Origin of the sequence: Mariniphaga sediminis, from assembly GCF_003573545.1 — a bacterium.
Taxonomy (GTDB): domain Bacteria; phylum Bacteroidota; class Bacteroidia; order Bacteroidales; family Prolixibacteraceae; genus Mariniphaga; species Mariniphaga sediminis.
Genome location: NZ_QWET01000006.1, coordinates 198086 through 212116, shown reverse-complemented (window position 1 = coordinate 212116; position 14031 = coordinate 198086). Strand labels below are relative to the sequence as shown.

The following is a 14031-nucleotide window of genomic DNA, read 5'->3' as shown; positions in this document are numbered from 1 at the left end:
CATCCCTTACTCATTCAATCCGATAACATATAAACTTAAAAATGAAACAGATGAAAAGAATATTCCGGGATAAGTGGATATATATTTTCTTGTGGCTAAATATTCATGCCGTCGCTGTGGTCAACGGGCAAAATTCATATTATATTGACGATGTTGCTTCCCATGGCAATGGAACCAAAAGCAATCCGTTCAACTCTTTTTACCAGATTAGGAATTTACTACAGGCCGGAGATACCTTATTTGTGATGCCTGGGGATTATAACATTAGTCAGCCAATCCATTTTTTTAACAGTGGTGAATTGGGAAAACAAATTGTAATCAAAGCGGATGATCCGGGCGACAGGCCTTCTATTACCATTGGAAATCAGAACGACGCTGTGGTTCTCATCCGGGAAGATTATTATGTTTTTGATGGATTAATTCTTAACGGGAATTATTCCTCCATGGGATTAATAAACCTTGAAAGTGGCAATAATAATGTGATAAAAAACTGTATAATCAGACGTGGTACCAACGAGGGGATCTCACTAAAATTTGCAGACAATACATTAATTGAAGGGTGTGAGATTTATTATTTTTTAAGAAGCGATTTTAATAATCCCAAAGATGCCCATGGCATTGAAATTAAAAATTCAACCAATATTACAATACGCAACTGTAATATTCACCACACATCCGGCGATTGTATCCAGGTTGATCCTTCTTTTACCACTCCCTTGTGGGATAATGTTTTAATTGAGGATTGTGTGTTGTGGACAGGCCCGCTTCCTGCAAATGAGGCACAATTTAAAGCAGGGGAATGCCCCGGGGAGAATGCCATTGACACGAAAACAGATCCTTCGCAGGATATAAATGTATACCGTCCTAAAATAACCATCCGGAATGTGGAGGCTTATGGTTATAAAAATGAAGACGGAAAGGTGTTTATAAAAAACAGGGCTGCATTTAATATTAAACACAATGTTGAGGCGATAATTGAAAATTGCGTATTGCATGACAACAAAATTGCATTCCGTCTTCGGGGACCTTATGAATGGTCAGGATATTACTGGGCTGAGGGAGCTATTGTAACAATAACAAACAGTATTGCTTACAATAACGAACAGGCTGTTTGGTTTGAAAGGGATATAAAAAAGGTACACTTGTACAATTGTACTTTTGATAAACGGCCGGATGATAAATATTTTACTCCTGCTTCCGGAGGATATGATCCTGCAGGCTTTGTAATGAAAAATTGTGCATTTGTAAATTCGAAACCAGAAGCAGCATCTGTAACCCATTCAAATGTGGTAGCAACTCCCGATGATTTTAGCGATTATTCCGGCCACGATTATTCTCTTTCTAAAAACAGCAATCTTATAAATGCGGGTTTAAACATTCCCGAAATTTTGCAACATGATATTGCCGGATCGTTGAGGACTGACGGTACATTTGATATTGGGGCATTTGAGTATGCCGGGCCGGTAAGCAGCAGTTCTTTAATTCCTGCATATAAACTGGATGCTTACCCAAATCCTACTTCCGGTTTGGTATATTTTAAGAATGAGAATAATTCCGATAAAGCCGTAAAAAAAATAGAGGTTTTCAATTCAACTGGTGAACAGCTGTTGACTATCTCAGAGGGATTATCTGCAAATAGTTCTGTTGATATATCCTTGCTGCCCACAGGGCTGTATTTTATGAAATTTTCAACAGAGGCTTCCAGTGAAAACGAAATTTTGAAAATAGTAAAACTTCAAAACAGATGAAGAGATTCTATTTTTTACTGTTTTTCTTTTTGGGCGTTACTGTTTATGCCCAGGAGAAAGATACTATATACTTATGGCCTGAAAATAGGGAGGGTATTGAGAAAAAAAATCCAACGTTATTGCCTGACCGGGGAGACAATGCAAACAGGTTAACAGATGTAACAAATCCGGCAATAGTTGCCTTTCATCCTCAAGTTCCGGCTGCGCATGGTATGGGAGTCATTGTATGCCCGGGTGGTTCTTACAGGCATCTGAGTATCGATAAGGAAGGATATGAAGTTGCGGAGTGGTTGAATCGTCTTGGGATAACTGCTTTTGTTTTGCAATACAGTGTTCCTCATAAAAAAGATCAGGCTTTGCTGGATATCCGGCGTGCTATTCGAATAGTAAGAAGCAAAGCTGACCAATGGGGATTGGATACCCAAAAAATTGGGGCAATGGGATTTTCGGCTGGTGGAAATCTGTCCGCGCATACTTTTAGCATCCCTTCTGAAAATACTAGTTCTTTGATTGATTCAGCAGACAGGTTTTCCAGCGTCCCGGATTTTGCTGTATTAATTTATCCGGGAGAGCTGCATACAGACACCGAAAAACTATCGTTTCCTGACCCGGTAGAGACAGAATATCCAAATATTTTTATGTTTTGTACAGCAGATGATGACATATCAAACATTGGATGCCTGACCTTGTCCCGGAAATTATTCGAAACAGGAATTCCCTGCGAATTGCATATAATGCCTCACGGTGGCCATGGATATGGGATGCGGCCGGGGAATGTAGCTGCTGAAACATGGCCTGCTTTGGTTGAAAAGTGGCTCGCTCAGATTAACCGCTGATGTGAGCAGGAAAAGATTTCGCAGAAAGGAAAACCGTTTCCATCTAAGCCAGTAAAAGGGTATATTTAGCTGCAGGATGTCTAATGGCGCAATAGAAGTAGTTGTAGAGTGAGTGAAACATGTAAAGTAAAAATAATAGATAAGTACAATTGGAATGAAAAAAGAAGAAAGAACAAACAGGGGTGTGGTTGTTATGTGTCTGCTGATGGTAGCACAGGTTTTTCTTTATCAACAGGTAAGTGCAGTACCCAATATGGAGCCAACGGCTCTTCCTGTAGATCAGGCTACAGAAAAAACGGAAAAGGAAGAAGGTATCGTTTCCATTCCATTTAAGTTTTTGCCCAGTTTCAGAACAACAAAAGATTCATGCGGCGTTGAGAAACTGATAAAAGAGGAGGGAAATGGCACCCTTGAAGTGCCTGTTAATGAGCTGGCTGTTGTGCTTGTTGATACCTGGAATAATAACGATCCGGAAGAAGGAGAGCCGGCATCGGGATATTTAAAAAACTTACAGGAACTATTGGAAAAATGCAGAAAATCAGGGGTAACAGTTATCCATGCCCCCAACCATCCTGTGGTTGATAAATACCCTCAGTATTATACCCTGAGAGATACTGTTGCAAAGGTTATGGAATCGTATCCCCAATCCAAATCAACTCCAGTCTTTTTAGATTGGCCGGAAAGTAATAATAAGTATTATGATTTAATTCGTAATAATCGAAGCGAAGGATCAGCCCCGGCGTATTTTTTTTCACCGAAAAGCAAGAGGGACATTTCCCGGTTTTTAACTCCATTGGAGGATGAGTTTGTTGTTTCCACTCACAACGAATTCAGATATGTATTGTGGAAACAAGGGATTAAAGTAATATTATACACAGGAGGATCTTTAAACGAATGTATGTTACATCGCGATACGGGAATTAACCTGCTTGCAGGTTCAGATACCCGGAGAACACGTTTTGCCATAGTTGTGGTTGAAGACTGCACGTATATTATGGATAGCCCTGAAACATCATACGATGAGGCAAAACAGGCCATGCTCGATTATTACAAAATGAAGATTGCAGTGGTGGCCCATTCAAAAAAAATGATTTTCAAATAGTCAACACTTCAAATATGTTTCTACCCCAAACAGAGAAGTAAAAAAGATATAGTCTGGTTTAATTTTATGAATTATGAATGTATTAAGAAGAGACTTTTTAAAAGGCCTGGCAACAATCCCTTTTTTAGGGTATTTCGCCTTTGGCTTTAAAAATAATATTACGAAAGGAATAAGTGAGAAAAGTAAAGATTACCAGAAGGTTCTGGGGATAGGAGAACTTGAAGCTCCCAGGCAAAAGTTATCTCCATCGACTGCCCACGATGAAAAACGCATACGGATTGGAGTGGTAGGCAATGGATGGCGGGGAGAACGGTTGCTGAATACACTTGGCTTTGCACATCCGGAGGCACTGGAAGAGAGTAGGGTAGAAGGGCAACTTACCGGCAGACTGAAAAATTATGAAGGGTATGATGACCTTAATGTAGATTTTGTGGGAGTATGTGACACATTTGAAGTGCATGCTAAACGCGGCGGCGAGTTTATTCCATTTAAACAGGAAGGCATAGAAAAGGGAAATAAAAAAGGTAGTCCGATAAAAGTGTTTCCTACCTATCGGGAAATGATTGCCAGCAAGGACATTGATGCCGTAATTATTGCTACGCCCGATCATACCCATGCCTCAATTGCAATCGCTGCGGCAAATGCAGGGAAACATGTTTATCTCGAAAAGCCAATGACTCACACTATTGAAGAAGCCATTGAGCTGAGAGATACCATTAAACAGTCTGACATCGTTTTTCAGCTGGGGCATCAAAACCGCCAGCAGATGAGCTTCAAAATTGCCCGTGAGTTATATGAGAAGGGCGTTTTGGGTACTGTTACAATGGTCCAGACTTTTACAAACCGAAATACAGTTTTCGGGGCCTGGATAAGAGACAAAGCATTTGATCACCATCTCGGAAATAAAAATAATATCAACTGGAAGGAATTTTTGGGTAAAGCGCCCTGGCATGAATTTGAACACAAAAGATATTTCTCCTGGCAACGGTACAGCGACTATGGAACAAGTGTTACAGGCAACGATTTTACGCATAGATATGATTGTGTCAACCAGGTGTTGGGTTTGGGAATTCCTGAAACCGTAGTTGCATTGGGAGGCCAGTATTATTATAAAGGCTATGGGGATATGCCTGATGTTTTAAGCGCAATATTCAGTTACCCGGAGAAAGGACTTACCATGACTTATGACGGGACGCTGAAAAACGAAGTGTACAGAGAATCGCGGATTCTAGGCTCGGAAGCCACCATCGATATTGACGGAGCAATTCTTATGTATAAGGATAAACAATCAGAAAAATTTAAGGACATTAAAATTGACCCCTCCGACCCAATGTACTATTATGCCCCCAGTACCGATATTGATGCTATTTCAACGGCCACATCCCGGGCGTTTATGAAAGGGGGATTTGGCCCGACTTTTATTGATGGGAAAGTTATTGATGGAACCTACCTTCATCTTAGAGAATGGCTTGATGCTATACGCGGACATGGACATCCCAGTTGTGATATTGATCAGGGGTTTGAGGAAGCCGTGACTTTTAATCTTGCTAATTTGGCGTATGTACACAAAAAGCCTGTGAGGTGGGACAAATCAAATGAAAAGGTAATAATTGGAGGGTAGGTTTAAAAACTAGATAAAACTATTTTGATGGGAACAGAAATTGTTAAAAAGATGGGGTATTCTGGCAAGCAGATTTTTGCATTAACCTTTTTGAGAGTCTTGATAGGTTGGCATTTTTTATATGAAGGATTGGTAAAAATTTATACCCCCGGCTGGTCTGCAGGAGCTTATTTGGAAGGGGCAACAGGCCCTTTCTCCGGACTTTTCAAAAACCTGGCGCAACAGGATGTTGTGTTAAGTATTGTCGATCTTTTGAACGCCTGGGGGCTGGCACTAGTGGGTTTCGGACTGTTTGTCGGTTTGTTTTCAAAAGCATGTAAAATATTTGGGATATTGCTTTTGGCTTTATACTACATGGCGTATCCCCCTTTTGCCGGTTTGGATCAGAATGTGGTTGCAGAAGGGAGCTATTGGATTGTCAATAAGAATTTGATTGAAATTGGGGCGCTTGTTGTTCTGTTGGTATTTCCTTCGAGCTATATTACTGGTTTAGATAAGTATTTGTCCGAAGTGAAAAATATGATTTCAGGAAGAAATAAAAAATGAATAGCTGACTGGGGATAAACTGGAAGGGCTTAAAAGATTGAGTCCCGCAGATAGAATTCAAGGGTCTCTACCCCGGAAAAGGGGGACGTAAAAAACAGACGTCTGTAAATCACATAATTTACAGACGTCTGTTTTTTTATGTCAATTCAAGAACGTCCGGGAATAATTGGACTGGGAAAAATCCTATTGATTTTAATCCGAATTCCGGAGATGGGGCTTACTTTAAAATGTTACCTTTTTTATAAATGATTTCATCCTGCTTAAATTTATTATTAACATTGTAAACAATATGAGCCAATGGATAAACTAATCTGGAGCAAAATAAAATCAGGCGATAAACAGGCATTCCGTCTGCTTTTCGATGAACATTATTCATCGCTGTGTCTCTATGCAAATTCATTGGTTAATAATCTGGAATTATCTCAGGATATTGTTAGCGATTGTTTTGTTAGAATCTGGGAGCGGAAAAATGATATCGGGATTGAATCATCCATAAAACACTACCTTTTGTTTTCGGTTCGCAATGCTATTTACAGTTATTTACGCTCCCCGGAAAGCCGGAAAACAGACATAAATACAATTATTGATAAGCTCGAGAATACACCGATTGAGGAATACAATCTTGAAACAGACGAAAGTATTCTCCGGGTTTATAAATTAATTGAAGAATTGCCCGAACAACGGAGAAAGATACTGGAACTGGCTACTTTTAAAGGAAAATCATACAAGGAAATTTCTGAAGTGCTGGGCATATCTGTAAATACTGTGAATACACAAATGACCCGGGCTTATCGCTTCTTGCGGGACAGGTTGACCACAAATGATTTTTTATTGTGGCTTTTTTTTCAAAAAAATTAAAATATTTTGATTTTGCTGTCACTGTATTAATTTGCCATTGCGTCTTTTATATGTAATAGTAAATGTATACATGAATAAAATTGAATCGGATAGCGTTTGGGAACTGGTTGTTAAAAAACTTCATAACAGTCTGAGTAGTGAAGAAGCAGAAGAATTTGAAAGAATAAAAGATACCGAAGAAGCCCAAAAAAAGCTAAGGCAGGCAAGGCAGATTTATTCTAAATCCTCAAACAGTTTTTATATCCGGAAAATTGATAAAGAAAAAAACTGGAAATATATACATAACCAAATCAGCAGTGGCTTCCGTATTAAAAGGCTTTTTATTCACTTCTCACGATACGCTGCTGTATTCCTGGTAGCACTTATTATCGGAATACTCATACACAAAGTATTTATTCCCGAAATACAGGACGTGGCAAATAACCGGATTGAAATGGAGTGGGGGCAAATGGGCAAAATGACTTTATCCGACGGAACAAAGGTCTGGTTAAATGCCGGAACAGTCTTCGAATACCCGGCAACTTTCAATACCCGGAAGAGGTCGGTAAAGCTTACGGGAGAGGCGCAGTTTAATGTCACAGGCAATGAGGAAGTTCCGTTCGAGGTAAAAACAAAATCTGGAATTGTAAAGGTTTACGGAACCATTTTTAACGTGGCTGCATACGAAGATGAACCTACGATGGCGGTTACTTTAATAGAAGGTAAGGTTACTGTGGAAAGCAATGAAGGTAACCTGCTGGCAACCTTGCATCCGTCGGAGCAACTTCTCATGAGCAAGTTTGATGGAAGCTTTAGTATTCAAAAAGTAGATACTGATTTTTATACGAATTGGATTGACGGTAAACTGCTGCTGAATGAAACAAAACTTTCTGATTTAATTAAGATTCTAAAAAGGTGGTACAATCTGGATATTAAGCTCATGGATGAAGAAACAGGAGACATAAAAATATCCGGAACTATCATTAAAAATAAACCGCTGGATCTTTTCCTGAAAATATTGGAACGAATGTATGGAGTGGAATATAAACTGATAATTCATAAAGATAAAAAGGATGAAATACTAATCTATAAAAAATAACTGCCTATGGTTAAGTAATCAGGAATTACATTAAAAAAAACGGTGAAAGTGCCCACCACTTCCACCGTCAATGAGTTTAACAACTATTTAAATTATTAAAAACATTTCAAATTTATGAAAAAAAATGACATGGCTTGTTGCCGGGTATGGCAATGGCGTAAATTATTGCTGATGATGAAATTTGTTTGGGTATTTATTCTCGTAGGGCTTATTTCTGCCAGTGCATCAGAATCCTACTCTCAGGTCACCCGTTTTGACCTGAGCATGAAAAATGCTGCTCTTAAGTCGATACTGACCAAGATTGAAGAAAAAACAGAGTTCTATTTTTTCTATAAAAGTGATGAAATTGAAAGCCTGTCGAATCTTTCAATTAAAGTGAATAATGCATCTATTTCAGAGGTTTTGGATTATCTCTTGAAAAATAAAGGGTTCGAGTATGAAATTTATGACCGCTATATTTTAATTCTGGAAAAAAATGAAGGTCAGATTGCTAACGAATTTGCAAAACAAAATCTCAAAATTACCGGTAAAGTTACTGACACCGGCGGCCAGCCCCTACCCGGTGTAACCGTTGTGGTTAAAGGTACCACGCAGGGAACGGTTACCAATGGTGTTGGGGAATACTCAATAACTAGTATTCCGGAAGATGCTGTGTTGGTGTTCTCTTTTGTGGGGATGCGGACGCAGGAAGTGGAAGTGCTAAACAGGATCACCATTGATGTAACGATGGTTGCTGATGCTATTGGTATTGAGGAAGTTGTTGCAATTGGGTATGGCACACAGAAAAAAACATCCTTAACATCTTCAGTTGCAGCGATAGAAGGCGAAGAGTTAACAAATATTCCGGTAACCGATTTAAGTGCAGGTATTGGAGGACGATTAACTGGTGTTATCACTAAACAAAATTCAGGAGAACCGGGAAGGGATGGTGCCAGAATTAATATTCGGGGAATTTCTACTACCGGTTCAACATCTCCTTTATTAGTAGTCGATGGTGTTCCAAGAAGTTTCCAACAACTGGATCCCAATAATATTAAATCAATAACTGTCTTGAAAGATGCTGCAGCAGTGGCGCCATACGGAGTGGCAGGAGCAAATGGAGTTATTTTAGTTACAACAAAAAGTGGGATGGGGGGTAAGCCAACTTTAACATACCATGGCTATATAGGCTTTCAAAATCCCACAGTGCTACCTGATCAGGTAAACAGTTATGAATATGCTATTTTGAAAAATGAGGGAGCACTAAATATTGGGCAATCCAAACCATATAGTGATGAAGTCCTCCAAAAACTTAAAGATGGTTCTGATCCCGATGCATTTCCTCCTTATAATGATCTTTATGGCGGATTAATTAAGAGTAATTCACCATTAACAAAACATAATATTGAATTCTCTGGTGGTAATGAAAGTATAAATTACTACGCAAGCATTGGATATATGTACCAGGATGGAATGTGGCAAACAAAATATGTTTCAGCTAATGCCAATCAATATAATCTGGCAATGAATATTGATGCTAAGGTAACACATACAACCAATGTCGCATTGAGAGTTAATGGGAGTATCAAAGAAGCTTCGCGCCCTCCTTCAGATTTACCTAGCTGGAGTACCGATAGGATCTTCGAACTGATAAAATATGCGCATATGGGACTTGGTCCTTTATGGTACAGCAATGGAATGGCCGGGGCACATGCATCAGCAGCTCTTTCCAGCAGTGGTTACGATCAAAGAAAGTATTCAACCGTTTTTACACAATTGTCAATTGAGCAGGATGTTCCATTTATACCTGGTCTGAAATTAACCGGGCTTATGGCATACGATCCAAGTTGGGTCAATAATAAAATATGGGAAACACCTGTCCGTTTGGCAACAATTAATACGTCCCAAACACCATATGTTATTACTGAAGGAATTTTTGGCGATAAAAAACCAATACTGGATCAAACATGGAATCAATATGAGCAGTTAACTTATCAGGCAAAATTGGATTATAATAAACAAATTGGAAAACATAAAATTGGACTGCTTGGCGTTATTGAGGCTAAAAAAAACAAGTCAGCCAGTTTGCGTGCCTACCGAAAGAATTATGATGTATTTATTGATGAAATAAATATGGGGAGTTCTTCAAATGATGATATGGCAACTGGCGGCATTTCTGACGAAGCAAAGCAAGTAGGTTTGGTTTATCGGTTGAACTATGATTTTAGCGGGAAATATCTGTTAGAAATCACCGGGCGTTATGATGGACATTATTATTTTGCTCCCGGGAAAAGATTTGGTTTCTTCCCTGCATTCTCTGCAGGATGGCGGATTTCAGAAGAAGAATTCCTTCAAAACTTATCCTGGTTATATAATCTGAAATTAAAGGCTTCTTATGGTGAAGTTGGAGCACTGGCAGGGGTACCATACCAGTACATGTCATTGTATAATATTTACGGACCTGGTTATGTTTTTGGAGGCAGTGGGGTTTCTGTTGCCAGAGAAAACGCAGAACCCAATAAGGATATTACCTGGGAACGGGCTAAAAAAACAAATATAGGGATAGAATTAGCAGTTAATGAAGGTAGGATAAAAATGGAAGCAGATTACTTTTTTGAAAAAAGGTCAAATATGCTTGTCTCTCCTACTATAATAACGCCTTACGAGTATGGCATTGGATTAAGCCAGGTGAATGCCGGAGTCATGCAGAACCAGGGAATTGAATTCTTAGGGGAATTAAATTATGATTTATTTAAAGATTTTAATTTTACTCTATCCGGATCTTTTACCTATGCAAAAAATAAGTTACTGGAAGTATTTGAATCAGATGCTACATATAATAACCCTAACCGAAAAAGGACAGGCAGACCACTGGGTACTCTATTCGGATACGAATCGATAGGGTATTTTCAATCCAATGATTTTGATTCTGAAGGTAACCTGAAACCGGAAATAGCCACACAACCCTGGGGTAAAGTTTATCCGGGAGATATACGTTATAAAGATGCGAATAATGATGGTAAAATTGATGGAACGGATGAAGTTGTGATTGGAAATCCTTCTACCCCTGGAATAATCTACGGCATTTCTCCGGAAATCAAATATAAAAATATTGGACTTGACCTGTTTTTTCAGGGTACAGGAATTGTCGATTTCTATTTCGAAAAAGAAGCTGTTTGGCCATTTCATAACGGGATGTCAGCTTATAAGTCAAATTTTGATTACTGGACTCCTGAAAATACCAATGCACGGAATCCCAGAATTACTCCAAGTCCCGTTGCTAATAATATTCAAAGATCTTCTCACTGGGTATACGATGTTAGTTATTTCAGGCTAAAAAATATTACTCTGTCCTATGCAGTGCCTCCTACTTTTTCTAATCGGATAGGAATATCCAATGCGACTGTATATTTATCAGGAACAAACCTGTTTACCTGGACAAAACTTAAAAATATTGACCCTGAGATAGAATACAACAGGGGGAATACCTATCCGCAACAGAAAGTGGTTTCAATAGGCGTTAATCTAACATTTTAACTTATAAACTAGATTATTATGAAAATTTTATTCCATACATATTATCATTTAACTATATGTTTATTTGTGGTGCTTCTCATGTCATCATGCGACGAATCCCTTGATCTTACTCCAAAATCATCTGTAAGCGATGAAACACTTTGGGTAAATGAGTCAACGGCTGACTTGTTCTTAAATAATGCATATTCGGGTATATCCAGTTATTATACTCAATTCGACGCTGAAGAGAATTGGAGTGACGATGCATTGAATGGGGTTTCAGGGCTATACAGTTGGACAATATACGCTCATGCGGCGTATAATCCTGATAATGTCCAGCATTTCTGGGGAAGTTATTCTTCTGTGAGAAAATGTAATTTATTTATTGAAAAAGTCAATGAAAGGGAATTTGACGAAAACTGGAAGGTTAAACGTTTGGCAGAGGCCAGGTTTTTGAGGGCATATTTCTATATGTGGATGAGTACGGCTCACGGAGGACTCCCTATTATAACCAATGTCCTGAATTATCAGGAACAGGGAGATGAAATATTCAGGCCACGGAATAGCGCAGCAGAAACATTTCAATTCATTATTGATGAATGTGAAGCAATTGTCGGTGATCTTCCGTTGGAATCGTCTGAAGGAAGGGCGACCAAGGGGGCAGCTTTGGCGTTGAAAGGTTATTGCGAATTGTTTTGGGCCAGCCCTTTGTATAATACAAATAATGAATTGAACAGATGGGCATCGGCAGCAGCAACATATAAAAGAATTATGGATCTGGGAATCTATGAGTTATTCCCGGATTACAACACCATGTTTTTCGAAGAAAATAATGGGAATGTTGAAACAATCTTTGCAAAACATCACTTAGGGGGTACAGGATTAGCAAGTAGCCATGAAGGACTGCGTGGAACCAGAATGTCGAATGGCTCTATGACAGGATGGGGATTGTTGAATCCTACTCAGGAAGTTGTTGATGAGTATTTTATGGCAAATGGTTTGCTGATTTATGATCCGGAATCTGGTTATAATCCTCAGAACCCGTATGCAAATCGTGAAAAACGTTTTTATCAATCTATTGTTTTTGATGGAGGAGAATGGAATGGCGATATAATATACACGAGAAAAGGAGTTGGCAGCGGGAATGAAATAGATTTAAGTGCTGTGAACGAAGCAACAGGGACAGGATATTATTTAAAGAAAGGAATGAATCCTAAATATGCTGTTGCCGGAAGAAATAACTTAAGCAGTGCTGATTTTATTATTTTCAGATATGGGGAAGTGTTATTAAGCTACGCTGAAGCTCAGAATGAAGCAGTAGGGCCTGATCTGTCAGTTTATGAGGCCATTAATAGTGTCAGGGAAAGGTCTGAGCTGCCTCCATTGGCAGAAGGCCTGTCTCAGGATGAAATGAGGGCAGCCATCCATCAGGAAAGAAGGGTGGAACTGGCCTTTGAAAATAAACGTTGGCGCGATTTATTACGTCTGAAAATGGCAGAAGAAAAACTTAACGGTACATTCCATGCAATGCTTATTGAAGAGGTAGATGGTGAATTAACTTATACAAGAGTTCCTGCTGCTGAAGGAGAGGTGACTTTTGATCCGTCCAAAAACTACCTCTTGCCAATACCACAATCTGCCATTGACAGAAATCCTAAACTGGAACAAAATCCAGGATATTGACGATTGTAAAAAAATGTCAGTTAAATACAGATTAGTTAATTGATTCTTCAGATCAGTTTTAACACCCCAAGTAGGATAGATATTTATTTATTAGTTGCAATTTCTACTTGGGGTATTATTACAATTAATTTTTCAGATGAGCCTTAATGCTTCCGGTATAATGCTGTTGGCGGTAATTGTAAAAACAAATGTATTATAGAATATGAAAAAAATTTTAGCGTTTTCAATTATATTAAACATCAGTTTTTTAATCCTGTTTAGTTATGAAATATATAAAAAAGGCGGGAGTCCATATTTAAAAAACAAATTTCGATCAGAAAAGCCAGATTTATTATCTGAAAAGCCATACTGGTATTATAAAAAATACCAGCATTGGAAAGAAACAAAATCTCTTTATGACATATTACCCAATGACTCAAATGAAATTGTTTTTGTCGGGAACAGCATAACTTTTGGTTGCGAATGGGCTGAATTATTTTCTAATCCCAAAATTAAGAATAGGGGGATTGGAGGTGATAATACTGAAGGACTCTTAGAACGATTAACAGAAATAACTGAATCTAATCCGGATAAAATATTTCTTAGTATTGGTACAAACGATTTGGCATTAAATATTAGGATATCAGAGATTTGTGCAAATTACGAGAAGATTATTAACAGAATTAACAAATCCACTCCAAAAACAAAAATCTATATTCAGAGTGTCTTGCCAACAAACAACCATCCGGAGCGAAATAATGATTCTATAATAGTCTTAAACAATAATTTGAAAAAAATAGCAGATAAAAAGTCAGCAAAATATATTAATCTATTCGATAGTTTTTTAAATCCAGATGGCAATCTCAACATGGAGCTTTCTTTTGACGGGCTACATTTGAAAGGGCAAGGATATTTAATTTGGAAAAAATTAATAGAAAGCGATGTAAAAGAATGATTAGAAACAGTATACTGTCAATAACTCTGCCTTTACAATGGAATGTTTAAGAAAACAGGAAAATTGTAAAAGACTAAAGCTAAGGATATTATTTATCCATTCATACTTATAACCCATTAAAAATTAATAA

At 38.3% G+C, this 14031-nt stretch carries 10 protein-coding genes; all 10 read left to right on the top strand.

The window, feature by feature from the left end; genetic code table 11:
- Positions 1-50 precede the first annotated feature (50 nt).
- The 10 genes from D1164_RS09905 to D1164_RS09860 all read left to right on the top strand — a co-directional run bounded on the left by D1164_RS09905 (position 51) and on the right by D1164_RS09860 (position 13901).
- Complete coding sequence (locus tag D1164_RS09905) at positions 51-1748, top strand: right-handed parallel beta-helix repeat-containing protein (protein ID WP_172594405.1); 1698 nt, start codon at positions 51-53, stop codon at positions 1746-1748.
- Positions 1745-2584, top strand: coding sequence for an alpha/beta hydrolase (locus D1164_RS09900; protein ID WP_119349809.1), 840 nt, complete (start codon positions 1745-1747; stop codon positions 2582-2584). Before D1164_RS09905 ends, D1164_RS09900 begins: the two co-directional genes overlap by 4 nt.
- A 154-nt stretch (positions 2585-2738) precedes the next feature.
- On the top strand, positions 2739-3686 hold the full coding sequence (locus D1164_RS09895; RefSeq protein ID WP_119349808.1) for a hypothetical protein: 948 nt from the start codon (positions 2739-2741) through the stop codon (positions 3684-3686).
- A 73-nt stretch (positions 3687-3759) separates the two neighbouring features.
- Positions 3760-5307, top strand: coding sequence for a Gfo/Idh/MocA family protein (locus D1164_RS09890; protein WP_119349807.1), 1548 nt, complete (start codon positions 3760-3762; stop codon positions 5305-5307).
- A 27-nt stretch (positions 5308-5334) separates the two neighbouring features.
- Complete coding sequence (locus D1164_RS09885) at positions 5335-5853, top strand: hypothetical protein (RefSeq protein WP_172594404.1); 519 nt, start codon at positions 5335-5337, stop codon at positions 5851-5853.
- Between the two features lie 297 nt (positions 5854-6150).
- Positions 6151-6711 carry an RNA polymerase sigma-70 factor gene (locus D1164_RS09880; RefSeq protein ID WP_119349806.1) on the top strand — a complete coding sequence of 187 codons (561 nt, stop codon included), beginning with the start codon at positions 6151-6153 and terminating at the stop codon, positions 6709-6711.
- 70 nt (positions 6712-6781) lie between these two features.
- Complete coding sequence (locus tag D1164_RS09875) at positions 6782-7789, top strand: FecR family protein (RefSeq protein WP_119349805.1); 1008 nt, start codon at positions 6782-6784, stop codon at positions 7787-7789.
- A 114-nt stretch (positions 7790-7903) separates the two neighbouring features.
- On the top strand, positions 7904-11305 hold the full coding sequence (locus D1164_RS09870; RefSeq protein ID WP_119349804.1) for a TonB-dependent receptor: 3402 nt from the start codon (positions 7904-7906) through the stop codon (positions 11303-11305).
- Positions 11306-11323: 18 nt separating this feature from the next.
- On the top strand, positions 11324-12967 hold the full coding sequence (locus tag D1164_RS09865; protein ID WP_119349803.1) for a RagB/SusD family nutrient uptake outer membrane protein: 1644 nt from the start codon (positions 11324-11326) through the stop codon (positions 12965-12967).
- 202 nt (positions 12968-13169) lie between these two features.
- Positions 13170-13901, top strand: a complete 732-nt coding sequence (locus D1164_RS09860) for a GDSL-type esterase/lipase family protein (RefSeq protein WP_119349802.1) — start codon at positions 13170-13172, stop codon at positions 13899-13901.
- Positions 13902-14031: the final 130 nt, after the last annotated feature.

Coding starts and splice junctions, on each gene's coding strand:
- D1164_RS09900 (WP_119349809.1), top strand. CDS start 1,745: ATGAAGAGATTCTATTTTTTACTGTTTTTCTTTTTGGGCGTTACTGTT.
- D1164_RS09895 (WP_119349808.1), top strand. CDS start 2,739: ATGAAAAAAGAAGAAAGAACAAACAGGGGTGTGGTTGTTATGTGTCTG.
- D1164_RS09905 (WP_172594405.1), top strand. CDS start 51: ATGAAAAGAATATTCCGGGATAAGTGGATATATATTTTCTTGTGGCTA.
- D1164_RS09865 (WP_119349803.1), top strand. CDS start 11,324: ATGAAAATTTTATTCCATACATATTATCATTTAACTATATGTTTATTT.
- D1164_RS09880 (WP_119349806.1), top strand. CDS start 6,151: ATGGATAAACTAATCTGGAGCAAAATAAAATCAGGCGATAAACAGGCA.
- D1164_RS09890 (WP_119349807.1), top strand. CDS start 3,760: ATGAATGTATTAAGAAGAGACTTTTTAAAAGGCCTGGCAACAATCCCT.
- D1164_RS09885 (WP_172594404.1), top strand. CDS start 5,335: ATGGGAACAGAAATTGTTAAAAAGATGGGGTATTCTGGCAAGCAGATT.
- D1164_RS09860 (WP_119349802.1), top strand. CDS start 13,170: ATGAAAAAAATTTTAGCGTTTTCAATTATATTAAACATCAGTTTTTTA.
- D1164_RS09875 (WP_119349805.1), top strand. CDS start 6,782: ATGAATAAAATTGAATCGGATAGCGTTTGGGAACTGGTTGTTAAAAAA.
- D1164_RS09870 (WP_119349804.1), top strand. CDS start 7,904: ATGAAAAAAAATGACATGGCTTGTTGCCGGGTATGGCAATGGCGTAAA.